The organism is Bradyrhizobium sp. 41S5 (assembly GCF_011516665.3).
Classification (GTDB): domain Bacteria; phylum Pseudomonadota; class Alphaproteobacteria; order Rhizobiales; family Xanthobacteraceae; genus Bradyrhizobium; species Bradyrhizobium quebecense.
In genome coordinates, this window is sequence record NZ_CP083721.1 from 2163379 (window position 1) to 2185596 (window position 22218).

Below are 22218 nucleotides of genomic sequence, written 5' to 3' on the forward strand. Positions count from 1 at the left end.
ATCGCATCTGGCGAAGCACCTACGCCAGATGGCACGCCACAGAATGCCCGTTGCTGCCCTGCCGCAGCTCCGGCGCGGTCTGGCGGCAGCGCTCTTCGGCGATCGGGCAGCGGGTGTGGAAGTGACAGCCTTTGGGCGGATTCATCGGGCTCGGCACGTCGCCCTTCAGGCGGATGCGCAGCTTTTTCGCCTTGGGATCCGCCACCGGCACCGCCGAGAGCAACGCCTTGGTATAGGGATGCTGCGGATTGCGGTAGAGATCGCTGGCCTTGGCGAGCTCGACGATGCGGCCGAGGTACATCACCGCGACGCGGTCGGAGATGTGTTCGACGACAGAGAGATCATGGGCGACGAACAGGTAGGTGAGGTTCAGCTCGGCCTGCAGATCCTCGAGCAGGTTGATGACCTGGGCCTGGATCGAGACGTCGAGTGCCGAGACCGGCTCGTCGCACACGATCAGCTTCGGCTCCAGCGTCAGCGCGCGGGCGATCGCGATGCGCTGGCGCTGGCCGCCGGAGAATTCATGCGGATAGCGCCGCATGTGCTCGGCCTTCAGCCCGACCTTGACCAGAAGGCGCGCGACGCGGTCCTCGCGCTCGCTGGCCGAGGTCACGAGGTTATGGATGATGAAGGGCTCGGCGAGGATCGCGCCGACCGTCATGCGCGGGTTGAGCGAGGCGAACGGGTCCTGGAAGACGAGCTGCATGTTGCGCCGCATGGCGCGCAGGTCGCCGCCGCCAAGCCCGATCACGTTTTGGCCGTCGAACACGACTTCACCCGAGGTCGGCTCGATCAGGCGCAATACGCAACGCCCGGTGGTCGACTTGCCGCAACCGGATTCGCCGACCAGCCCCAGCGTCTCGCCGCGGTTGACCGAAAACGACACGCCGTCGACCGCATAGACCTGCCCGACCTCGCGGGACAGCAGGCCGCCGAGCACCGGAAAGTGCTTCTTCAGATTGCTGACGCGCAGCAGCGGTTCGCTCATGACGCGTCTCCGAGGTGGCAGGCCATGCGGTGGCCGGGTGCGATCTCGCGCAGCCGCGGCTCCTGGTCGGTGCAGATGCTCATGGCGTGTTTGCAGCGGGAAGCAAACCGGCAGCCGGGCGGCGGGTTGATCAGGATCGGCACCGAGCCGCCGATCGCTTCCAGCCGGGTCTTGTGCTCGGCGTCGAGATCGATGCGCGGGATCGAGCGGATCAGGCCCTGGGTGTAGGGATGGCTCGGATTGCCGAACAATTCGTCGACCGGCGCTTCCTCCACCACCTTGCCGGCATACATCACGACGACGCGCTGCGCGGTCTCCGCGACCACGCCCATCGCGTGGGTGATCAGCATCACCGCCATGCCGAGGCGCTCCTTCATGTCCTGCAGCAGGTCGAGGATCTGCGCCTGGATGGTGACGTCGAGCGCGGTGGTCGGCTCGTCCGCGATGACGAGCTTGGGCCGGCAGGCCAGCGCCATCGCGATCATCACGCGCTGGCGCATGCCGCCGGAGAACTGGTGCGGATAGTGATGCACGCGGCCGGCGGCATTGGGGATCTGCACCAGCTTCAGCATCTCGACGGTGCGCTCGAGCGCCTGCTTCCTGGTCACCGCCTCGTGGCGGCGCAGGCTCTCGGCGATCTGCTCGCCGATCGTCAGCACCGGGTTGAGCGAGGTCATCGGCTCCTGGAAGATGAAGCCGATCTCCTTGGCCCTGATGTCGTCGAGCTGATGGCTGGTCAGCGGCGCCAGATCGCGGCCCTCGAACATGATCTCGCCTGCGACGATCTTGCCCGGCGGCATCGCGATCAGCTTCAGGATCGACATCGCCGTGACGGTCTTGCCGCAGCCGGATTCGCCGACCACGCACAGCGTCTCGCCGCGGTTGATGCTGATGTCGACGCCGTCGACCGCCTGGACGATGCCGTCGTCGGTGGTGAAATGGGTTTTCAGGCCCTTGATGTCGAGCAGCGCCATCAGATCACCTTGCGCGCATCGAGCGCGTCGCGCAGCCCGTCGCCGATGAAGTTGATGGCGACGACCGCGATGAAGATCGCGCCGCCAGGAAACAGCGCCCAGTGCGGGCCGATATCGAGAAAGTCCTTGGCGTCATAGAGGATGCGGCCCCAGGTCGGCGTATCCGGCGGAAAGCCGAGGCCGAGGAACGAGAGCGTCGATTCGGCGATGATCGCGGCGGCGACGTCGATCGTGCCGGCGATGATCACGGGTCCCAGCGCATTGGGCAGGATGTGGCGCACCACCTGGCGCACCGGGCTCGCGCCGAGCGCGCGCGCCGCCTCGACGAATTCCTTTTCACGTAGCGACAGGAACTGGGCGCGCACCAGGCGGGCGACCGGCATCCAGCGCAGGCCGCCGATCACAAGCACGATCAGGATGAAGATGCCGCCCTCCGGGCCGAACACAGCCTTCAACCCGTCGCGGAACAGATAGATCAGCATCAAGAGCAGCGGCAGTTGCGGCAGCGACAGGAACAGGTCGGTCAGCCACATCAGCGCATAGCCGAGCGGGCCGCGCGACATGCCGGCGAGCGCGCCGATCAGCGTGCCGACGAACACCGAGACCAGCATCGCGGCGAGGCCGACCGCGAGCGAGATGCGGCCGCCATAGATCATGCGGGCGAGCAGGTCCTGGCCGAGATCGTCGGTGCCGAACGGATGCGCCAGCGAGGGGCCCTGCATGCCCGCCACCACGTCGATGTCGCTCATCGAGACGCGCCAGATGAACGGGCCGATCACCACGGCCGCGATCAGCAGCAGCAGCAGCACGGCGCTGACCACGGCGGGCCGGTGCCGGCGGTAGCGCCGCCAGGTTTCGCGCCAGGGCGAATAGCCGCGCCGTTCAGCGGAAGGAGATGCGAGGGTCAAGCCAGCCATAGAGGACATCTGCAATCAGGTTGAAGAGCACCACGAGACACGCGAACACGAAGGTCACGGCCATCACGACCGGCGTGTCGTTGGCGAGGATGGAGGAAATCAGCAGCGAGCCGATGCCGGGAATCCGGAAGATCTGCTCGGTGACGATGGCGCCGCCGAACACGGCGGGCATTTGAAGTGCGATGAGCGTGACGACCGGGATCATCGCATTGCGCATCACATGCTTGACGATCACCTTGGCCTGCCCGAGCCCCTTGGCGCGCGCGGTGGTGACATAGTCGAGCCGGATCACGTCGAGCATCGCCGAGCGCACGAAGCGGGTCATCGACGCCGCCTGGAACAGGCCGAGCACCATCACCGGCATGATGGCCTGCCGGATCATCTCCAGCAGCCAGGGGATGCCGCTGCCCGGCACATCGGTGTAGACGAAGGGCAGCCAGTCCAGCTTCACCGAGAACACCAGGATGAACAGGATGCCGGTGAAGAAGGTCGGCAGCGAGAAGCCGATGAAGGCGAAGGTGTTGGCGAGCTGGTCGAACAGCGAATAGGGCCGGGTGGCGGCATAGACGCCGACCGGGATCGCGATCAGCAGCGCCAGCAGCTGCGCCGAGCCGATCACGTAGAGCGTGGTCGGCAGCCGCTGCAGGATCAGCGTGTCGACGTTGATCCGGCTGACAAAGGAGAAGCCCCAGTCGCCCTGCGCCATCGCCGCGAGCCAGTGCAGATAGCGGAGGTAGATCGGATCGTCGAGCCCGAACTTGGTGCGCAGCGCGGCCTGTACCTCGGGCGGCACGTTCGGATTGGTCGCGAGCTCGCTGAACGGATCGCCCGGCGCGAGCGCCAGCACGACGAACAGCACGACCGAAATCCCGAGCAGGCTCGGGATCGCGATCATCAGACGGCGCAGGATATATTGACTCATCGAGAGATCATCTAGCTGACGCTCGCACCTTGAGCACGTTGATCTTGCTTCCAGTCGAAAGGCGAGCTTCTCCTCGCCCCGCGTGCGGGGAGAGGTCGGAATTCAAGCACAGCTTAAATTCCGGGCGAGGGGGACTCTCCACGAACTCATCTCTCACGGCATTTGCGGTTGGAGCTCCTCTCCCGCAAGAACGGGGAGAGAAGATCACCCACTCAACTCCGAACCCGTCCCCGTGTCTCAGGTTTCACGATACCAGTCTTGCAGATTGTCGGTTTGGTTGGCCCAGCCGGAGAGCGCGGGCCGCACCGTGTTGGAGCAGGCTTCCACCGCAAGCCGATGCATCACGGGGATCATCACCGTGTCCTGCCACATCAGATCGTTGCACTTGATGTAGAGATCCGCGCGCTTGATCGGATCGGTCTCGGTATCGGCGGCATCGACTGCGGCGTCGAAATCCTTGTTGACCCAGCGCGGGAAGTTCGGTCCCTGCCACTTGTTTTCCTTGGTGGCGACGTTGCGCGAATGATAGCGGCGCATGTGCAGGGCCGGATCGGGTTGCGTCATCGGGATCTGGAACATCTCGATGTCGGCATAGAAATGGGAGTAGGTGTCGGGGTTGGCGACGTCGGAGGAGAAGAACACCGAGGCCACCACCGATTTCAGCTCGACGTCGATGCCGGCCTTCTGGCAGGCCTGCTTGACGATCGCCTGGGTCTTCTGCCGCGGCCCGTTGATCGAGGTCTGGTACAGCAGCTTCAGCTTCTTGCCGTCCTTCTCGCGGATGCCGTCGGAGCCCGCCTTCCAGCCGGCCTGCTCGAGCAGCGCGCTCGCCTTCTCGACCGAGAACTCCCATTTGGTGTTCTTGGAGACGAACTCCTCGGGGCCGTTGAGATAGTTGGCGGTGGTGCGGCCGGCGCGGCCGTAGATCACCTTCTTGATGGAGTCGCGGTCGACCAGCAGCGCGAGCGCCTGGCGCACGCGCGGGTCGGACAGGATCGGATGCTTGGTCTTCATCGACGAGCGTTCGCCGTCGACCTCGGTGTTGGGGTCGGTGAAATTGATGGCGATGAATTCGATGTCGCCGCCGACGGCGTAGAGCGTCTTGCCCTTGCCGCCCTTCTCCAGCCGCAGCAGCACCTCGTCCTCGACCTGGATGTTCCAGGCGAAATCATATTCGCCGGTCTGGATCACCGCGCGGGCCGCCGACACCGCGTCGCCGCCGCCCTTCATCTCGATCGTGTCGAAATAGGGCCGGTTCGCCATGTGGTAGTCCTGATTGATCTCGCCGCGGATCAGGTCGCCCGGCTTGAATTCGATGTACTTGTAGGGTCCGGTGCCGACCGGCATCAGATTGGTCGGCGCCTCGCGCGACTTGCCGCCCTTGAATTCCGCGAACAGGTGTTTCGGAATGATGCAGCCATAGGCGCCGACGAACGCGTTGGCCCAGAACGGCGTCGGATCCTTGAACTTGATACGGATCGTGAGGTCGTCGACCTTCTCCACGGTCATGCCGGCGTAGGTCGCACTCGAGACCGCTGCCGTCGCGGGGTCGCTGGCATATTCCCAGGTGAAGACGACGTCGTCGGCGCTGAACGGTTTCCCGTCATGCCATTTGACGCCGGGTTTGAGTTTCCAGACCACCGATTTGGCATCGGCGGCGAGTCCGCCGTTCTGGATCGAGGGGATCTCGGCGGCGAGGATCGGGTTGAGATGGCCGTCGACGTCCCAGCTGGCCAGCGGCTCGTAGAAGATGCGCGAGCCGTCCTGGTCCTTGGTGCCGGTGGCGAAATGCGGATTGAGCAGGGTCGGGCCCTGCCACCACAACAGCTTCAGCGGACCGCCGCCGCCGCGCTTGGTCGGCTTGTAGGGGTTGGGGCTCTGCGCCATCGCGACGCCGCCGATCGCCAGAATCTGGTTCGCCAACGGCGCGGTGAGGCCGACGGCAATCATTCGCTTGACGAAGGCGCGGCGGTCCATCCGTCCGTCCCTTACGTCGTCGATCATCCCGCGCAGATTGTTGTCGAACATTGTCCCCTCGGTCCGGCTCACGTGTGATTGCGGCGGGCCTTGGAACCGGCCGCCGTGCTGGCGGCAGATGGCACACCGAATGACCGCGAAGGTCAACGCCTCCCGAGGTTCAGCGACTAGGTCTTTTGGCTATCGCTTGTGCAGAACCGCTCCGCGCCGCACATCGGTTCGGCATTTCGGTGCCAAAGCGCGCCTGCGCGCGCCTCGCAGTGCGGAAAATTTGTTCGTTATCCTTTGTTCCGAGATGCTTTTTTGTCACGCGCGCGCGTTTTCGAGCGAAGCGGATGCCGGTTCGCGCGACGAAACCGCGTCAAAGCAAAAATCCAGAGGCCCCGCTCCGATCCAATCGGATCAGCATAGGCGCTGGCCGGGCCTCGCATCGACGCGCAGGCCCGGCTGCAGATGCGGCGGTCAGGCGACCGACATGTCCAACGGCGGTGCAACATTCGCCGGCAGCGGACTGACATAGGGCGTCCGGGTGGTCCGCTTCTTGAGGTCGGCCTTGGCGGCCGCGATCAGCTCCGGCTCCATCAGCGCCTTGACGCCGAGGCCGGCCATCGCCTTGGCGGCCTGCACCATCGCCTTGTGCGCGGCCGGCGTCTTGCCCTGCGCCACAACCTGCCAGGTGTGGAACGGGGTGCCGATTGCAACCGTCGGTGCATGGACCTGCACCGTCGGCACCACCCAGCTGACGTCACCGACATCGGTCGAGCCGATCAGCGGATTGCGCCTGGCGTCGATCGGGACCAGGAAATCGGCCAGCGGCCGGTCGGTCGGCTCCATGCCGATCGCATAGTAGACCGAGGCGATGTCCTTGTCGGTCAGGGTCGCGCGGATCTTGCCGGCGAAATCCTTGTCGGCATCGTCGAAATGCGGCGGGCCGAGATCTTCCATGATCCGGTGCAGGGTCTGCTCCAGCGGGGTGTTGGGCAGGATGTTGGAGACCGCGGAGATGATCTTCATCTCCATCCTGGTCTCGGTCATCAGGGCTGCGCCCTGCGCGATCTTGTGCACGCGCTCGACCAGCTCGTTCATGCCGGGCAGGTCGCGGGCGCGGATCGAGTAGCGCACGCGGGCATGGGCCTGCACAACATTGGGTGCAATCCCGCCGGTGTCGAGCAGCGCATAGTGCACCCGGGCATCGCTCGGCATGTGCTCGCGCATGTAGTTGACGCCGACATTCATCAATTCCACCGCATCGAGCGCGCTGCGGCCGAGATGCGGCGAGGCCGCCGCATGCGAGGTCCGGCCAGTGAAGATGAAATCGGCACGGGTGTTGGCGAGCGACGGCGTCACCGCCACCTCCCAGAAACTGTGCGGATGCCAGGTGATGGCGATGTCGGCGTCCTCGAACGCGCCACTGCGCACCATGAAAGCCTTTGCCGCGCCGCCTTCCTCGGCCGGACAGCCGTAATAGCGCACCCGGCCCGGCACCTTGTTGGCGGCGAGCCAGTCCTTCACCGCGGTGGCCGCGAGCAGCGCGGAGGAGCCGAGCAGATTGTGGCCGCAGCCATGGCCGTGGCCGCCGCTCTCGACCGGACGAGGTTCGGCAACGCCAGCCTCCTGGCTGAGGCCGGGCAGGGCGTCATATTCGCCGAGGAAGGCGATGACCGGGCCGCCCTCGCCCCATTCGCCCATCACCGCGGTCGGAATGTCGGCGAGGTTCTCGGTGATGCGAAAACCCTGGTGGCGCAGCTCGGCCAGATGTTCGGCGGATGAGCGCGCCTCGGTGTAGCAGACCTCGGGCATCGCCCAGACCCGGTCGCTCAATTCGATGAAACGCGGCTTGATGGTGTCGACGCCGCGCCAGACGTCACTACGGTTGTCCATTTGCTTCGGTCCCTTGGCTCGCTGGAGCATGATCCGGAATAGTGTGAAGCGGTCTTCCGAAAAGATCATGCCCTAACAATGAGCCAAAGTGCGATGACGATTCATCGCGCTTTGGCCAATCTGAAGCACAAAAGGCTAGCAGCTTGGCGCGCCGCCGCCTAGCGGGTGCCGGCAGACCAGCTTTTCCGTAGCGTCACGTCTAGGTGTGTAGAGAAACTTGTCTGCCGCAGAGGCCGGCTGCAACCTTGCGTGCGCATGTCTACCTTGAGCGATCAGTCCGCCTTCCTCTATGATGCGGCTCGCGAGGACGTGGTCCGACCATGCATGATGCAATTCCGTCTCTGCTGCCGAGAAAATCGGGCCACCAGTTCGTGATCTATGCCGACGCTTGCTCGGGCGTAGCGGGCGCGCTGCACGCACCTTCGTGTCGGTGAATGATGTGGTCCGCCCGCTGCATCGCCGGCCCGAATTCATGACCGCAAACGCAGTCTAACTGCAGCCGGTGATACGCCTGACGGCTTTCATGTACTTCAGATGCAACGAATTGTCGCCTCCCTGAGAAGGGGAGTTGCGACCCGTCATACGGTCCGAGTTCAAGCAAGTCTCAAGATCGAATCTGATATGTGAGCACCAGCCCAAGGCGCTCTTCTCCGCCTCTTCTTTTGAAGTACCGAACCCGACATAGGTCTGAACGTGTCCAGCCTCGGCATCGGCTGTCGATATAAGATTGATTTCCGAAATGTAGTAGGACGAGCACTGCACAGCTTGAGGATCGGCGCGAGCCTCGAACATCCCAACGAGTAGAATAATCATCATTAGCAGCGGGCGGTTCATTCTCTCCTCCTCGTGGAGCGCAACATGAAAGAACTGATCTCGTTCTGCTCGAGCGGGATCATTGAGTGTAATATGAAGAAAGCACGGAGAGCGCTTCGTCGGCCCCTCAAGCGCACCCCGCTTCGAACTGCGAGTCGCAACGGGGTGCGAGCAACCAGAGTATCATCCAACCCGCATCGTCAGGAACTACCCATCGTCCATTGCGACCTCTCGTAAGATCGCCGCAGCAGGGCCAACAAACTACCTCCCGTGAATGCACCGAGGATGTAAACGAAAATCGCGAGTATGGCGAGACGCGTGGATCCCTTGAAGCCAAGGAAAGACACGGTAACGACTTCGAGATTTTGCATCGCGAAGATCAAAGTCACGAGGGCGAATAGAACAATCACGGCCAAATAGATCCAGCGCATGGCCTTTCTCCCTTCAAATAGTTCCTTCTCATTCTGTACGCTGTCTCGCCAATGCCACGAGAATTACTCGGCTACGTCGATCGTTGCTTTCGGATTGCTCGCCGCATTGGGCTGCGATGAATCGCAGCCGTCGCGAACTTCACTCACACTGGGCGCAAGCAACTGCAGCGCCACCAGCCGACCATTGTGACGGGAAAGTCAACCGCTCGATCAACAGTCTGGTCCAGACTACTTCGACCCGGCGGGCGCGGTCCCAGTCGGCGCCGGTTCGCCTCCACCACGCCGAGTCTCACGCCTCTCATGGCGTCGGGTACGCCTCGATTCGCGACGTTCGTGCCGACCTGCGCGCCGTTCTTGGCGGCGCTCCATCCCCACGGTCTGAGCCTCCGCTTCTGATGCAGATAGCACCATCGCCGGGACCATAGCGCTCAGCGCAGCGGTAAGTCCAAGCAGCGAAATTGCACCGCGGCGCGAAATCATCCCAGACTGATTATTCATGTGAGCCTCCTTAGTTCTGGCCAATAACGATCCCAGCTCACCCGAGCGTGAGCTTGACTCTAATCAACACTCTTCGAGTGAAAATTTTCGCCTTTTGGACAGCGGCGCTGCCCTATCGGCATCTGGTCAGCCAGCACGCGGCGCTGCCGCACCCTGGCCACCCTCGCGGTGGCCTACGCTTGGCCATTGATCCTAAATTGACCGACGGCAGGTCGCGCCGCTGACGGTTATGGAATACTGGGTGGTGGAAAAGAGGGATACAACGTCAATGTCTTCGGGATAGGGGCAGAGATTCTAGCAAAATGGTTCCCTCTCGAAAAATCGTCGCCGGTCTTGATCTGCATCAACGAACAACCTCGGAGGAACCCCGTAACTTGCTCCCGAGGGACGCCGGATTGCGCCCGGCGTAGTCGCGACAATTGTATTGGTGGGGCTTAGTTCATGAAAATATTCGCATTCTGCCTGACGGCGGCGACAATGTATTCGTCGATCGCGCAAGCACAGGTCATGATCGATATGTCACGCGTCACCTGTGCTGAGTATCTGGCCCTGCCCGAGTCGCAATCGGCAAGTTTCTCCGCCTGGATGAGCGGCTGGTTCAATCAGAAGAAAGGTTACACGTGGATCGATGTGGACGCGTACCGGCGCAACGTCTCGAACGTGAAATCATGGTGCGCAGTTAATCCCACCCAAACGGTCATGGCGGGTCTGCAGCGCGCAACGACCGGGCAGTAGAGGGTAAAAATGCTGAGAAGACTGAATTTTATAGCGGTACTCTGTTGGTGCGTCGTGCTCTTGCCGGCTGGTCCTGCGAGAGCGCAAGTTGTATTGGACATGTCTCTCATCACCTGCAAGCAGTTGCTCGAAGCCGACCTCGACAGGCAGGTTCTGATTGGCTCCTGGATGGGCGGTTACTTCAGCGCGTCGAAGAATCTAAACATGCTCGATTTTCGATACGTCGAACGAAATCGAAAGGTCGTCGGCAACTATTGCAAATCGCACAAAAGCGAAACCGTTATGAGCGCTATGCAGAGGACCTGGCACTAAGCGGCGGATGACAATTCGTCCGACGCCCGCTTTCGCGGTCATGCGAGGTCGCCAGATCATGCGGCTGCATGAAGGCCGATGAAGTGGCGATCCCATGGTGTCGTTAGTGTCCCTGGGGAAAAATCGGTATTGCCCTCACCGACCCAAGCATTTCCGCTTGGCCTTGAGGCCGAACTTCTGCGCGTTGACGCGTGCAGACCCTAGTCAGGCTCTTTCGGCTTTGCGCGTTCCGCGCTTTTCAATTCGCGATCGATCAGCGTGCAAACCCGCCGCTGCGCCAGCAGGCCGAGCCGCGCGCGCGTGGTGCCCTGCCTCATCTTGCCGTTAATTTCGAATGACCAGCTCCAGAGGTCGGGTTCGATGTTGGTGAGCGTGTATTGAATGTCCCGGTGACGATCGATCAGCTTCTTCATGCCGCTTCTTCTTGTTGGCTGAAGATTGCATAACCAGATCGAGGAGGCGTCTGTATCCGGACGACTACCTACACAATTGGTCCAGGCGTCCGCATCACGGAATCTTCTGCAATCACCGAGTTGGGGGTCGTTGTCCAGTGGTTGCGCGATCCTTGAATCGAGAACCATCCTCATCGTCGTCCTGGCGAAAGCCAGGACCCATTACCCCAAATCTCAATTGGTGTGCGACGCTGGGGCCACAGTTCGGTTCAGCATCGAATGCGGTGCTCCTTGCTTTCGCCAGGACGACGGAGGGATAGGTCTCAATCCGCCCGAATCAACCTTGTACGTCCCGACCTCACAAATTGATCACCCCGCGCCGGGCCGCATGCGCGACGGCGTCGGTGCGGCCGGTGGCGTCGAGCTTGTCGAGCAGGGAGCCGACATGAAACTTGGCGGTGTGGACCGAAATTCCGAGCCGTTGCGCGATCATCTTGTTGGATGCGCCTTCGGCCAGCAGCACCAGCACGTCCAGCTCGCGCGGCGTCAGCTCGAAGTCACTGCCGCCCGCGGTGTCCCGGTTGCGTGCGACGATCGTCGCCGTCGCCTGTTCGCCCGGCGCGGCAAGCCGCAGGCCTGCGATGCTGCCGAGCAGCGTCGCCAGCCGGTCGGCGAGGGCGGGGTCGTCGATCTCGAGTGCGATGATGATGTCGGAGGCAGGCTCACTGCTCACGTCTCGGGCCTTTCGCAGACCGTCACCTTGAAGTTCAACGGCTCGCCGCCGCGATGGACGGTGAGCTCGACGACGCTGCCGACGCTCTGCGGCCCAAGGCCGCGCGACAGCGCCCGCACGCCCGACAGCCTCTCGCCGTTGACGGCAATGATCACGTCGCCCTGGCGGATGCCGGCGGCGGCTGCGGGGCCGGCCTTGTCGACATTCATCACCATTGCGCCGAGGCCGTCGTCGAGACGGACCGGCTGCAGCCCGACGCCGAGATATCCGCGCGCGATGCGGCCGCTCTTCTCGAGCTGGGCTGCGACCCGCTCGATGGTCGCGGCAGGGATCGTCAGCACGCGGCGCGGGCCGAGCACCGCCATGCCGAACGGCACGCCCGCGGCATTCAGCGCCAGCCCGCCCTGCTGGCTGTGCCGCAGCCGGACGTCGAGCTCGATCCGCGCGTCGATCTCGCCGCCGCGCAGGCTGCGCCATGCGGCGCCGGACCGGGAGACCATGCCGAGCCGCGCGATCGGCGCGCCGCGGTCGGCCGCGACGACCACCGCGAGCGATCCGAGCGCGGGGATTTCGCTCGACAGCCTGATCGGCGCGACGTCGCCCTCGACGCGCAGCAGCGCGACGTCGGTGGTGTGGTCGCGTCCGGCGACGGTGGCTTGCCTGCGGCTGCCGTCGGCAAACTGGATTTCGATCTCGCCCTCGTCGGCGAGCGCTTCGTCCGCAGTGACGATCAGGCCGGTCTTCCAGACAAAGCCGGAGGCGCGCGCGCGATGCGAATGCACGGAGACGATCGCAGGCGCAGCGCGTGCAATAGTCTCGGAAAGGGCTGACGACAGCGAGGCGAGTGGGGTCGGTTCGGTCATGGGAAACTCCGTTGGCTTCCCCCAATCTGGGATGTTGCGGCCGGCGGTGAAACTGGCCGGATGGGCAGGGCCGGGACGCGGAACGTCCGCGGAGCCCGGACCGCTCAGCTCCGGTCGCGGGTTCTCCAGCCGAGCAGGGCGAAGCCGGCGACGAGCGCGACCACGATCAGCATCCAGTTCTGACCCTCGAAGCCGAGGAAGTGAAACGGTTGAACCAGGAACTGCACCACGTGCCCCTTTTCCCGGCACGCTAAGGCTTTCTCGGTCGGAAATATATTATTTTTGTATATACGCCGGCCGGCGGGCGTTGGAGACGTTAGCCCGCCACGCTGGTCTCCAGGCGGTTTTCCAGCCGATAGCCTACCCCGGACTCCGTTACCAGCAGGCGAGGCTGGTTGGGGTCGACCTCGATCTTCTGGCGCAGCTTGCGCACCAGGATGCGCAGATACTGGATATTGTCGCGCTGGTTGCCGGTCCAGATCTCTTTCAGCAGCTGATCGTGCGTCACCACCAGGCCGATATGTACGGCAAGTACGTGCAACAGGCGGTACTCCTTCCGCGTCAGCTTGATCCTGGCCTGGTTGAGCGAGACGGTCCGGCTGACGAGATCGACCGACAGCGGCCCGGCGACGACGACCGGATTCTCGGTGGCGCTCTTGAAATAGCGGCGCAACGCCGCGTCGCTGCGCGCCAGCAACTCGGCCATGCCGAACGGCTTGACGACATAGTCATCGGCACCGGCCTGCAGCAGGCGGACCTTCTCGTCCTCGTTGGATTCGACGGAGAGCACGATCACCGGAACGTTGGACCAGGAACGCAGCCGCTCCAGCGTCTCGCTGCCATGCAGGTCCGGCAGACCGAGATCGAGGATCACAAGGTCGGGCGCATTGAAGGTCGCGATCTTCAACCCGTCGGCGGCGTTCTCGGCCTCGACCACGGAGAAGCCGTGAATCTCGAAGCCGGCGCGCAGGAAGCGGCGGATCTTTGGTTCGTCATCGATCAGCAGGACGAGGTTACGCGGCTTACTCATCGTCGCAGGTCACCAAATCTGAATCCGTGGTCTGCCGTGCCGGTAGCAAGATCGATGCCGTCGTCCCAAGGCCGTGGCCGCGGCTCGCGACTTCGACGGTGCCGTCATGTGCCCTGACGAAGGTCGATGCGATCCAGAAGCCGAGCCCGGAGCCGGGGACGCTCGCCTGGTGCCGCGGGCTGCGGAACGACTTGCGGCCGAGGTGGCGCTGTTCGTCCGGCGTGACGCCAACCCCCTGGTCGATGATCGACATCACGACACGCCCGGCGACGTGCCGGGTTTGCACCGAGATCGTCGACCCGGACGGGGAGTATTTGGCGGCGTTCTCGAGCAGCTGGCCACAGGCCTCCGCGACCAGGCCGGAATCGACGTTGAGCAGTGGGAGATCGTCGTCAAATCCGATCTCGACGCGGTGCGCCGCCAGCCGCGGCGCACGCGCCTTGACGGCGGCGTTGACGATGTCGCGCGGGTCCGACCATTCGAGACGAGGTGTCAGCCCGCCGGCCGTGACGCGCGTCGCATTCAGGAGATTGCGGATGTGGCCGTCGAGCCGCGCGACCTCGTCCGAAACCACCTCGACCAGCGAACGCAGCCGTTCGTCGGCGCTGACGGCCGGCATCGCGTGCATGACGCTCACCGATCCCTGGATGGCGGCGAGCGGCGAGCAGAGTTCATGCGAGAGTGTGCCATGGAAGGCGTCCCGCAACAGTTCGGCCTGCAGATGCATCCTGGCGTCGTCCATCGCCTTGCCGATGTCGAGCCGTTGCAGCGTCAGCGAGACCTCCTCCAGCACCGCCTCGATCCGGCGTGTGCGCATCCTGATCGCCTCGTGCGTACCGCGTCCGGCATTGATGGCGATGACGCCGTGCACCACGGTCTTCGATCCGACGGCACGGAGCAGCCACACCTCCTGGGTCGATTCATCGATGACGCTGCGATCTGTTATGCCGACCGTCGCCGTCATCGCCGCCACGCTCTCCTGCACGGCCGGCGGAGCGGCTCCCAATTCCGGCGGGGATTCGAAATGACCTCCCGCGGACGCGACAAACAATGCAGCCCGCTGGCCGAGCGTATGGGCCAGATAGTGACTGACGGCGTCGATCAGATCGGAGATGGTGAAGCAGGCGGCCAGGCGTTTGGAGAATTCGTAGAGGTGCTGGATCTCCCGCTCGCGGCGCCGCAGCCGTTCGGTCTCCTGTTGCAGGCGCGACGCCAGATTGCTGCTCACCAGTGCGACGACGAGGAAGACGAGGAGATCGATCGCCTCCTGCGGACTGTCGACCCGAAGGCTGTAGAGCGGTGTGAAAAAGAAGAAGTCGGCTGCGGCGATCGCGGTCAGCGATGCCAGCGTGCCCGACCAGATCCCCCATCGGGTGGCCGCATAGATGATGGGGATCAGATAGGCGATTGGCACCAGGTTCGCGGCGATGGGCTCATTGAGCGCAAACAGCAGCGCTGTGACGACGCCGATCGATCCGACCGACCACAGCAGGGGCAGGACGTCGGTCCACATGACCAATTGCGGCTTCGCTTCGAACCCCGGCGCGAACACGTGCTCCGCTTCCGCGCGGCGCGCATGGATATCCGCGAGCCGTTGAAACAGGGGCAGGGAATAGATCAAGGATTTTGCCTTCGCAGAGCACGACACCGGAAGATCCTCGTCACGGCCGCTTCGGCCTGTACGAAATCCGCCCCCGCAACATCCGATGTGAGCGCTGAAGACACGGGGCAGGCGCCGTCAGGACGGCGTGTGCCCTCGCGAATGCTTCAACGTTCGACCGTCGGCTGCTGCTCCGATGTCACCAACTACCCAGCGATCCGAGCATTGCCCAAGAACGGATAGAAAATCCATGTTGTTGATGCGGGCGAGAAATATAAAAGAAATAGTCGAAACGCGAGACCCGCGATTGCCGTCGCCGCCGCATGGATCGAATAGCAGTACAAGACGGCGGCGCGAAGCACCTTCAGTGCTGCTCAAGCAGGGCGGCATCATCCGATTTCTGCAACATCTCGCTGACATAGCCGAGCGCCAGCCGCTCTCCGGCAAGCTCCGGCTTCGACGTGCGGTAGAGGCTGAATTCGCCCGTCTGGTTCGTCCGCGGCGGGGTCAGCTTGGCGATCGCGGCCGAACTGACATATTTCGGCGGGTAGAGATAAAAATCCATCAGCGGCGTCTGCGAGCCGCCGGATTGCCGCTTCAGGACCGCATGCGCGCTCGCACCGGCCTCCGGATAGAGTGCGGTCCAGCCCGCAAAGCTGCTTGCCAGAATCTCCAGCGACAGGATCGCCGTCGCGATCTCGACGAAACCCTGGTTGGACTTCTTGGCGCTTCGGGTCGTCGAAGCCTTGCGCAGCCGCTGCCTGAACTCGTGATGCCGCTCGATGAACGGCCCGAGCCGGGCTCGCCACAGCATGTCCGGCAGGCAGGCGTAGCCATGAATGTCGTGATAGCTCTCGATCAGGTTGCGGCACTGTGCCGTGAGATCGACCGGCAGAAAGCCAAGATCGACGTCGTTGATCTCGCCGGTGAGAGCGACGCCGTTCGCACTATTCGTCACATTCGCCACGACGCGCAGCGCTCCATTGCACTCGATGCGAAGGATTCGCTCGATGCAGAGAGCTTAGCCACGAGGCGCGTATATCTTCGATCTCGATCCAGGGCGATCCGCATAGCAATAAAATAGCGCGCAGTTCGGATGCTGGCAGAGCTATGGCGGAAATGACACAGAGTTTTGGAAATCTATCGCAATGCAACGAGCGAATGTCGCAAAACGTCAAGATTTCCGCCGGGTCCTTGAGCCGGTGCGCGAGCAATTGATGCTTCTGCGAGCAAACGACGCGGCGACGAATGTTTCGGATATTTTATCTTAATGAAAGCGCGAGGAGACCCGTATCGCCTTTTTCTCAACGCCCCACGAATGATGACGCAGACGTTACACGCGACAACGCTCGAAGCGTCGGTAGCAATATCCTGGGGCAAAAATCATGAAGAGACTGTTTTTGGCGGGCGTATCGTTGGCGGCGGTGAGCCTGTTCAACGCGGCCCACGCAGCGGACGCCAATCCGCCGCTGTTGAAGGCGCCCGCCGCCGCCTGCGATCCTTACAAAAATTATTCGTGCCTCGACGGTTATCTCGGCAGCGACTTCTTCTCGCGCTTCGTCAACTATTATCGGCTCGAGTGGGGCCACGACGCCGCGCCGTCGGATCCGAAAGCGCCGCCGTCCCGCCGCGACGGCTGGCCGACGACCCCACAGAGCACACCGCCAATGCCGTTCACGGAATGGCCGTATGGCGGCTCGACCAGCATCGGCGTGACGAGGCCGAGCTCGATCGACAGTCCCTTGATGGCGGCGCTCGGCAACACGCCTGCCGGACAGTGGATGAACGATGCGCACATCCAGGTCTATGGCTGGATCAATGCCGGCGGCAATCTGAGCTCCAACACGGTTCGCGGCGGCAACGCGCCGGCCGCCTACGACTATAACCCGAACACGGTCCAGCTCGACCAGGCAGTCGTCTACATCGAGCGCCTGCCCGACACCGTCCAGAAGGATCACGTCGACTGGGGCTTCCGTCTCGCGCCGATCTACGGCGAGAACTATCGCTACACGACCGCCTATGGTCTCTGGAGCAATCAGCTCCTGAACCAGAACAAGAACTACGGCTACGACCTGCCGATGGCCTACGGCGAAGTCTTCATTCCGCAGATCGCGGAAGGCCTCCTGCTGCGGTTCGGCCGCTTCATCTCGATCCCCGACATCGAGGCGCAGCTCGCGCCGAACAACTACATGTATACGCACTCGATGACGTATACGTTCGACAACTACACCAACACGGGTCTGCAGAGCACGCTCGCGGTCACCAAGAACTGGATGCTGCAGCTGGGCGTGTCGGTCGGCAGCGACACCATGCCGTGGAACGCCGGCGCCAAAATCGCCAACCCGTTCCCAAATCCGCTGTTCCCCGGCACCACCATGCTGAAGGACCCGGGCGCGATACCGAGCGTCACCGGCGGCGTGCGCTGGACCAGCGATTCCGGCAACGACAGCGTCTACGTCGTCGCCGACGCGATCAACAGCGGCACCTGGGGCTACAACAACCTGCAATGGTACGGCCTGACGGCGTATCACAAGTTCAACGACCAGTGGCACATCTCGTTCGAGACCTACAATCTGCATCAGAACAATGTGCTGAATGCCAACAATCCGGCTGCGATGGCCGCGTTCGCCGCGGGCGGCACGCCGTTTTCGCCGCAATACCTGCCGTTCAATGCGCCTGGCCTCGCCCAGTGCAGCAGCGCGACGGTGTTCGCCTGCACGGCGTCGGTGCAGACCTATCTCGCTTACCTGAACTACAAGGCGTCGCCGCTCGACAACATCTCGTATCGCATCGAGTTCTACGACGACAAGCAGGGTCAGCGTACCGGCGTGAAGACGCGTTACGTCGAGACCGGCATCGGCTGGCAGCACTGGTTCTCGCCGCAGATCGAGATCCGGCCCGAGGTCTCCTACTACAGGTCGCTGGATGCGAATGCGTTCAACGGCAATTCCAATCTCGGCATCGCCCCGACCAAGAATTTCGCGCTGATCGGTTCGGCCGACATCATCATTCACTTCTGATCCGCAGGCGGCGCCACAAGGAGATCGCGTGGCGTCCTCATCAGAAACCAGGAGATTCACAATGAAGCACGTTCTGTTCACCACCGCAGCGCTCGGAGCGCTGCTGCTCGCCTCTCCGGCAAGGAGTGCGGACCTGCCGCTCTACACCAAGGCGCCTGCGATCGCGGCGCCGGAATACGACTGGTCCGGCTTCTATGTCGGCGTGTTCGGTGGCGGGGGGTACGGCAACCACAATCTCAACAACGCAATCGGGCCGGCCGGCTTTGCCAACTACACGATCAACTATTCCTCCACTGGAGGCATCGCGGGCGGCGAGATAGGCTACAACGTCCAGAGCGGGAGTATCGTGGTCGGCGTGGAAGCCGACGGCTTCTGGTCCGGCATCAAGGGCAGCGATGTCGACCAGTTCAACGCCGGCACCTTGCCGATCGGCTCGGTTGATGCGACCAGTCTCCGCGACGGCTTCACCCTCCGGGCGCGCGGCGGCATTGCGGTCGACCGCTTGCTGCTTTTCTTCACCGGCGGCTGGGCTTATGGCGAGCTCCAGCACACCAACACCGATCCGGTGTTCGGTGTCGATCAGTTCAACGCCAACCGAAGCGGTCTGACCGCGGGCGGCGGTATCGCCTATGCGATCACCAACAACCTGATCGGCAAGTTCGAGTATCGCTATTACGACTTCGGCCGGTACGAGCGCGCTGCGCCGCTGAACGGCCAGATTCCCTACTCCGTCGACAGCACGTTTTCCGTCGTGACGGTAGGTCTCGACTACAAGTTCGGCGGGCCAGTCGTCGCGAAGTACTGAAGCAGCGCGAGAGCGTGAGGAGGATGCTGTGACGATCTCGACATCTAGACAGCTGCTGCTGCGCGTCGTTGTGCTCGCCGGCGTCTGCGCCACGGTCGCTGGCTGTGTCAGCGACATCACGCCGCCGACGGGGGACACCGTCGGTGGCTCTCAAATGCGCTACTACGGCGGCCCGAAATCTCCGATGTGGCGTGCACCGGCGGAGAATTGACCCGGTGGCCGGACGCGTCGTGGTCAGCGAGGAAGCAGCGGTGCGGACGATTGCGGTGTTGCGCCCGGAAGGGATCAACGCGCGCGCGGATGACTTGTGTCTCGCCATGACGAAGGCCATCGAATCGGCGCAGCGCAATCCTGCCATCCGCTGCATCGTCGTCGCCGGCGGGTTCGATGGCTTCGGGGCAGGCAGCGAGGCCGCAGAACACCGTGCTGTCGGTGGCGCCGGGTCGGAAGGATTTCTGTTGCCGAGCGTGACCGGCCTCCTGCACACGCTCGCCAGCAATGCAAAACCGATCATCGCCGCCGTCGAGGGAGCGGCGGCAGGCATCGGTACGGCCATTGTGTTCTATTGCGACGAGGTCATCGCTGCCACATCCACGACGTTTGCCTCGCCCCTCGAATCTCATGATCTGGTCCCGGACGGCGCGATGAGCCTGCTCATTCCTCGACGGCTTGCTCAGCACCGTGCCTTTGCGATGCTCGTTCCCGGACGTTCGATGCGCGCGGAGCGAGCCTATGAAGCGGGCTTGATCGACATGATCGTTCCGCCGGGATATGCCGCGGTCGAAGCGGAGCGGATGGCGCGGGAGCTCTGCCGCCTGCCGACGGAAGAGATCTCTGCTATTTGAAACCTGACGCGACCGTCGGTGCAGGATGTACTGCCGCGGGTGCGGCGGGAGACGACCGTCGCCGCATTGCGTCTGAAGGGACGGCAGGGCGGAGCAGGTGACGCGAACGCTGGAGCCCGCACCGTCCGCAAGTTGCATTGCACCGCAATCGGCTGGTCATCGTCGGGTGCCGCTTTCCTGGCCGACGCGGCCGCTTGTCCAAAAATTCGGCAACTGATGATTATTGTTGCGATTCACAGAAATTGGGACCAGCATTCCGCATCGTCAACAAGACGCCGAGCAGAGGCGTCGATCGGAAACGCCTGTTGCTGTTCGGACGTGTCTCAGCCTCTTGGAGGGTGCGATGCTGAAGTCCCTTGCCACAATGATCAGTGCCCTTGCGATTGCCGTGTTGATGGCACCGGCCGCGCAAGGCGGCGCGTCCGCCAGCGCACCAACAAAATACGCCCAGCGTTCGCAGCAGGTGACGAGCGTGCATATGGTCAGGCAGACCAAGCGGATCGAACCACCAACTACGGATTTTTCAGCCCAGGCGAAGACAGCGCCATTTCACCGCTAGAGCGTTTTCGAGCGAAGTGGACACCGGTTCGCGTGAAGAAACCGCGTCAAGACAAGTATCTAGAGCTTCGGTTCTGATTCAATCAGAACCGAAGCTCTAGCCGCGGGTCGTTACCCGGGTCGGTTCAGCTCAACCGATGCAGGGTCGCCTTCGGGCTTTCGCCGAACTTGGCGCGGTAGGCGCTCGCCATCCGGCTCAGGTGCGTGAAGCCGAGATCGAACGCAATATCGACGATGCGTTCGCCCGGCCGCGCCGTCTTGAGGCGGGCGTTGAGATGGGCGAGGCGGATGTCGAGCAGCATCTCGGAGACGGTGGTGCCGAAGTGACGGCGGAAGCCGAGTTGCAGCGCGCGGACGCCGGTGCCAGCGATCTCGGCAAGCTCGGCGAGATCCAGTGGCTCGGTCGCGCGGGTCTCGAGATAAGCCCGCACGCGTTTCAGCGCCGCCGGCTGGGCCTCGGTGCGGCCGTTGAAGACATCGATCGCCGAGCTCAGGCTGTGCCGCTGCTCGTTGAGCAAAACATTGAGAAACGACTCGCGCCAATCGGCCGCCGCGACCGCGGACAAGCTCTTGTGCGGCCCGATCTGCTCGGCTGTCGTCACGACCTGCTCGATCCTGGCCGAGAGCATCTGCCCGAGTGGCCCGCTCAGTGCGACGGCCGGATCGAACTCGATCGGCCGGACCGCCACCCCGCCAAGCGCTGCGGCGCGATGCTCGACCAGCTTGCGGTCGAGCAGCACGATGAGCTGTGCGCAGTCGTCGCGCCAGGTCATCTCGGTCGGAATGGTCGGCGACAGCAGCGAGGCACGGTGTTGCGGCCCGGTGGTGAGCTCGCGCGCGGCGGTCCGCACCACGGCCGAGCCGGACAGCGGCATCTGCAACAGGAAGAAGCGGTCGAGGCAGCCCGGATTGATCGCGACCGATCCGCCATAGGCGACATAGTTGACCGAGAACCCGTCGAACCCGGCGCAATTGTGGTGCGCGGAGAAATCGCGCTCCGAACGATCGACCGGCGTCAGATCGTGCGGACAGAAGATGCGCCCGATCGCTTCAGCCGCGTCGTCGACACGCGCGGTCGCGACGCGCGCGAAATCCTTCAGCCTTGCGCTTGTCGAACTGGCCCTTGCCGAAACCTCGTTGCCAACAGCAGTCACGCCGGCCGTCCGGAGTTGTTTGAGGTCTAAAACATCATGCAGCCTAGTGCATCCGTCGGCAAAGGGGAACGCCGTTTCGTCGCGCAAACTGCCCGATCGGCGCGCAGGCGGATGCGGCGGCATTGGGCAGAGGCTTCCGGGCTCGACGCTGCCGCATTGCAGCATGGTCGCGCCGGCTGCGGATTCGTTTATCGGCTAGACAGCCGCACCGGCTGGCGACAGGCTCGGTATCGGCAATACGCATCCAAAACTGGAGAGGCTGACATGGGCGCGCTCGAAAAAGGCATTACCCGAACCGGCACCGGCTACGGCGGCAAAACCTGGAATATCCTGGGCCAGGTCTACTATCCGAAGGCGGTCACCGACTCGACCTTCGCGTTCGAGACCAACAGCGATCCCGGCCAGTTCGTGCCGGTGCACATCCACCCGACCCAGGACGAGTTCATCCTGGTGCAGGAGGGCGTGCTCGACCTCAAGCTCGACGGCGTCTGGGTGCAGGCCAAGGCCGGCGACCTGGTGCGCATGCCGCGCGGCATTCCGCACGGCTATTTCAACAAATCCGATAAGCCGGCGCGGGCGCTGTTCTGGGTATCGCCGATGCAGAAGCTCGAGGCGCTGTTCGAGAAGCTGCACAATCTGCAGGACCCCGTCGAAGTGGTGCGCATTTCCGCCGAGCACGAGGTGGACTTCCTGCCGCCGGAAGCCAACGAGTAGGCCGGCGGCCAGCAGACAATACGCACGCGAGGCGGCAATCGCCGGAGCAGGCTCCG

24 protein-coding genes are annotated in these 22218 nt (G+C 63.3%); 8 read left to right on the forward strand and 16 right to left on the reverse strand.

What is annotated here, in order from left to right:
- Nucleotides 1-19: 19 nt before the first annotated feature.
- The 8 genes from HAP47_RS10210 to HAP47_RS10245 form a co-directional block, all read right to left on the reverse strand.
- Nucleotides 20-988 (reverse strand): ABC transporter ATP-binding protein, encoded by a 969-nt coding sequence (locus HAP47_RS10210; protein ID WP_173638360.1) that lies wholly within the window; start codon nt 986-988, stop codon nt 20-22.
- Nucleotides 985-1965, reverse strand: a complete 981-nt coding sequence (locus HAP47_RS10215; protein ID WP_173640560.1) for an ABC transporter ATP-binding protein — start codon at nt 1963-1965, stop codon at nt 985-987. The genes HAP47_RS10210 and HAP47_RS10215 overlap by 4 nt, the downstream gene beginning before the upstream one ends.
- Entirely contained in the window at nt 1962-2879 is a 918-nt protein-coding gene (locus HAP47_RS10220; protein WP_173638359.1) for an ABC transporter permease, read from the reverse strand. Before HAP47_RS10220 ends, HAP47_RS10215 begins: the two co-directional genes overlap by 4 nt.
- The gene (locus HAP47_RS10225) at nt 2845-3801 is read right to left on the reverse strand and encodes an ABC transporter permease (protein WP_092116606.1); all 957 of its coding nucleotides are present in this window, start codon (nt 3799-3801) and stop codon (nt 2845-2847) included. The genes HAP47_RS10220 and HAP47_RS10225 overlap by 35 nt, the downstream gene beginning before the upstream one ends.
- Nucleotides 3802-4038: 237 nt before the next feature.
- The gene (locus HAP47_RS10230; RefSeq protein WP_173638358.1) at nt 4039-5829 is read right to left on the reverse strand and encodes a peptide ABC transporter substrate-binding protein; all 1791 of its coding nucleotides are present in this window, start codon (nt 5827-5829) and stop codon (nt 4039-4041) included.
- A 411-nt stretch (nt 5830-6240) separates the two neighbouring features.
- Entirely contained in the window at nt 6241-7659 is a 1419-nt protein-coding gene (locus tag HAP47_RS10235; RefSeq protein WP_173638357.1) for a M20 family metallopeptidase, read from the reverse strand.
- 489 nt (nt 7660-8148) lie between these two features.
- Nucleotides 8149-8493 carry a hypothetical protein gene (locus HAP47_RS10240; RefSeq protein ID WP_173638356.1) on the reverse strand — a complete coding sequence of 115 codons (345 nt, stop codon included), beginning with the start codon at nt 8491-8493 and terminating at the stop codon, nt 8149-8151.
- Nucleotides 8494-8672: 179 nt separating this feature from the next.
- Nucleotides 8673-8903 carry a hypothetical protein gene (locus tag HAP47_RS10245; RefSeq protein ID WP_173638355.1) on the reverse strand — a complete coding sequence of 77 codons (231 nt, stop codon included), beginning with the start codon at nt 8901-8903 and terminating at the stop codon, nt 8673-8675.
- Between the two features lie 939 nt (nt 8904-9842).
- Here HAP47_RS10245 and HAP47_RS10250 point away from each other — a divergent pair.
- Both HAP47_RS10250 and HAP47_RS10255 read left to right on the forward strand, forming a co-directional pair.
- Nucleotides 9843-10136 carry an HdeA/HdeB family chaperone gene (locus HAP47_RS10250; protein ID WP_173638354.1) on the forward strand — a complete coding sequence of 98 codons (294 nt, stop codon included), beginning with the start codon at nt 9843-9845 and terminating at the stop codon, nt 10134-10136.
- Between the two features lie 9 nt (nt 10137-10145).
- The gene (locus HAP47_RS10255) at nt 10146-10448 is read left to right on the forward strand and encodes an HdeA/HdeB family chaperone (RefSeq protein ID WP_173638353.1); all 303 of its coding nucleotides are present in this window, start codon (nt 10146-10148) and stop codon (nt 10446-10448) included.
- 200 nt (nt 10449-10648) lie between these two features.
- Here HAP47_RS10255 and HAP47_RS10260 read toward each other — a convergent pair whose 3' ends face one another.
- The 7 genes from HAP47_RS10260 to HAP47_RS10285 form a co-directional block, all read right to left on the reverse strand.
- Nucleotides 10649-10861 carry a hypothetical protein gene (locus tag HAP47_RS10260; RefSeq protein ID WP_173638352.1) on the reverse strand — a complete coding sequence of 71 codons (213 nt, stop codon included), beginning with the start codon at nt 10859-10861 and terminating at the stop codon, nt 10649-10651.
- A 337-nt stretch (nt 10862-11198) separates the two neighbouring features.
- A complete protein-coding gene (locus HAP47_RS10265) occupies nt 11199-11573 on the reverse strand; it encodes a response regulator transcription factor (RefSeq protein ID WP_173638351.1) in 375 nt (124 codons plus the stop codon).
- Nucleotides 11570-12436, reverse strand: coding sequence for a S1C family serine protease (locus tag HAP47_RS10270; protein ID WP_173638350.1), 867 nt, complete (start codon nt 12434-12436; stop codon nt 11570-11572). Before HAP47_RS10270 ends, HAP47_RS10265 begins: the two co-directional genes overlap by 4 nt.
- A 104-nt stretch (nt 12437-12540) precedes the next feature.
- Complete coding sequence (locus HAP47_RS41295) at nt 12541-12666, reverse strand: hypothetical protein (protein WP_256460102.1); 126 nt, start codon at nt 12664-12666, stop codon at nt 12541-12543.
- Between the two features lie 86 nt (nt 12667-12752).
- On the reverse strand, nt 12753-13466 hold the full coding sequence (locus HAP47_RS10275; protein WP_173638349.1) for a response regulator: 714 nt from the start codon (nt 13464-13466) through the stop codon (nt 12753-12755).
- Entirely contained in the window at nt 13459-15087 is a 1629-nt protein-coding gene (locus HAP47_RS10280; RefSeq protein WP_173638348.1) for a sensor histidine kinase, read from the reverse strand. The genes HAP47_RS10275 and HAP47_RS10280 overlap by 8 nt, the downstream gene beginning before the upstream one ends.
- Nucleotides 15088-15430: 343 nt before the next feature.
- Entirely contained in the window at nt 15431-16033 is a 603-nt protein-coding gene (locus tag HAP47_RS10285; RefSeq protein WP_173638347.1) for a hypothetical protein, read from the reverse strand.
- Between the two features lie 418 nt (nt 16034-16451).
- Between HAP47_RS10285 and HAP47_RS10290 the strand changes: the two genes are divergently transcribed.
- From HAP47_RS10290 to HAP47_RS10310, 5 genes are all read left to right on the forward strand, one after another.
- Nucleotides 16452-18086 carry an outer membrane beta-barrel protein gene (locus HAP47_RS10290; protein WP_173638346.1) on the forward strand — a complete coding sequence of 545 codons (1635 nt, stop codon included), beginning with the start codon at nt 16452-16454 and terminating at the stop codon, nt 18084-18086.
- A gap of 61 nt (nt 18087-18147) precedes the next feature.
- Entirely contained in the window at nt 18148-18891 is a 744-nt protein-coding gene (locus HAP47_RS10295) for an outer membrane protein (protein ID WP_173638345.1), read from the forward strand.
- Between the two features lie 28 nt (nt 18892-18919).
- On the forward strand, nt 18920-19102 hold the full coding sequence (locus tag HAP47_RS10300) for a hypothetical protein (RefSeq protein ID WP_173638344.1): 183 nt from the start codon (nt 18920-18922) through the stop codon (nt 19100-19102).
- A gap of 4 nt (nt 19103-19106) precedes the next feature.
- Nucleotides 19107-19736 carry an enoyl-CoA hydratase-related protein gene (locus tag HAP47_RS10305; protein ID WP_173638343.1) on the forward strand — a complete coding sequence of 210 codons (630 nt, stop codon included), beginning with the start codon at nt 19107-19109 and terminating at the stop codon, nt 19734-19736.
- Nucleotides 19737-20079: 343 nt separating this feature from the next.
- Nucleotides 20080-20295, forward strand: a complete 216-nt coding sequence (locus HAP47_RS10310; RefSeq protein ID WP_173638342.1) for a hypothetical protein — start codon at nt 20080-20082, stop codon at nt 20293-20295.
- 124 nt (nt 20296-20419) lie between these two features.
- Here the strand turns inward: HAP47_RS10310 and HAP47_RS10315 are convergent, their stop codons facing one another.
- On the reverse strand, nt 20420-21448 hold the full coding sequence (locus tag HAP47_RS10315; protein ID WP_173638341.1) for an AraC family transcriptional regulator: 1029 nt from the start codon (nt 21446-21448) through the stop codon (nt 20420-20422).
- 264 nt (nt 21449-21712) lie between these two features.
- On the opposite strand from HAP47_RS10315, the gene HAP47_RS10320 reads away from it, so the two are divergent.
- Complete coding sequence (locus HAP47_RS10320; protein WP_173638340.1) at nt 21713-22162, forward strand: cupin domain-containing protein; 450 nt, start codon at nt 21713-21715, stop codon at nt 22160-22162.
- The last annotated feature ends 56 nt before the right edge of the window (nt 22163-22218 follow it).

Excerpts from the sequence above, each read along its gene's own strand:
- HAP47_RS10320 (WP_173638340.1), top strand. The coding sequence starts at position 21,713 with ATGGGCGCGCTCGAAAAAGGCATTACCCGAACCGGCACCGGCTACGGC.
- HAP47_RS10295 (WP_173638345.1), top strand. The coding sequence starts at position 18,148 with ATGAAGCACGTTCTGTTCACCACCGCAGCGCTCGGAGCGCTGCTGCTC.
- HAP47_RS10220 (WP_173638359.1), bottom strand. The coding sequence starts at position 2,879 with ATGGCTGGCTTGACCCTCGCATCTCCTTCCGCTGAACGGCGCGGCTAT.
- HAP47_RS10250 (WP_173638354.1), top strand. The coding sequence starts at position 9,843 with ATGAAAATATTCGCATTCTGCCTGACGGCGGCGACAATGTATTCGTCG.
- HAP47_RS10310 (WP_173638342.1), top strand. The coding sequence starts at position 20,080 with ATGCTGAAGTCCCTTGCCACAATGATCAGTGCCCTTGCGATTGCCGTG.
- HAP47_RS10245 (WP_173638355.1), bottom strand. The coding sequence starts at position 8,903 with ATGCGCTGGATCTATTTGGCCGTGATTGTTCTATTCGCCCTCGTGACT.
- HAP47_RS10230 (WP_173638358.1), bottom strand. The coding sequence starts at position 5,829 with ATGTTCGACAACAATCTGCGCGGGATGATCGACGACGTAAGGGACGGA.
- HAP47_RS10225 (WP_092116606.1), bottom strand. The coding sequence starts at position 3,801 with ATGAGTCAATATATCCTGCGCCGTCTGATGATCGCGATCCCGAGCCTG.
- HAP47_RS10270 (WP_173638350.1), bottom strand. The coding sequence starts at position 12,436 with ATGACCGAACCGACCCCACTCGCCTCGCTGTCGTCAGCCCTTTCCGAG.
- HAP47_RS10210 (WP_173638360.1), bottom strand. The coding sequence starts at position 988 with ATGAGCGAACCGCTGCTGCGCGTCAGCAATCTGAAGAAGCACTTTCCG.
- HAP47_RS10235 (WP_173638357.1), bottom strand. The coding sequence starts at position 7,659 with ATGGACAACCGTAGTGACGTCTGGCGCGGCGTCGACACCATCAAGCCG.
- HAP47_RS10290 (WP_173638346.1), top strand. The coding sequence starts at position 16,452 with ATGAAGAGACTGTTTTTGGCGGGCGTATCGTTGGCGGCGGTGAGCCTG.
- HAP47_RS10240 (WP_173638356.1), bottom strand. The coding sequence starts at position 8,493 with ATGAACCGCCCGCTGCTAATGATGATTATTCTACTCGTTGGGATGTTC.
- HAP47_RS10275 (WP_173638349.1), bottom strand. The coding sequence starts at position 13,466 with ATGAGTAAGCCGCGTAACCTCGTCCTGCTGATCGATGACGAACCAAAG.
- HAP47_RS10260 (WP_173638352.1), bottom strand. The coding sequence starts at position 10,861 with ATGAAGAAGCTGATCGATCGTCACCGGGACATTCAATACACGCTCACC.
- HAP47_RS10255 (WP_173638353.1), top strand. The coding sequence starts at position 10,146 with ATGCTGAGAAGACTGAATTTTATAGCGGTACTCTGTTGGTGCGTCGTG.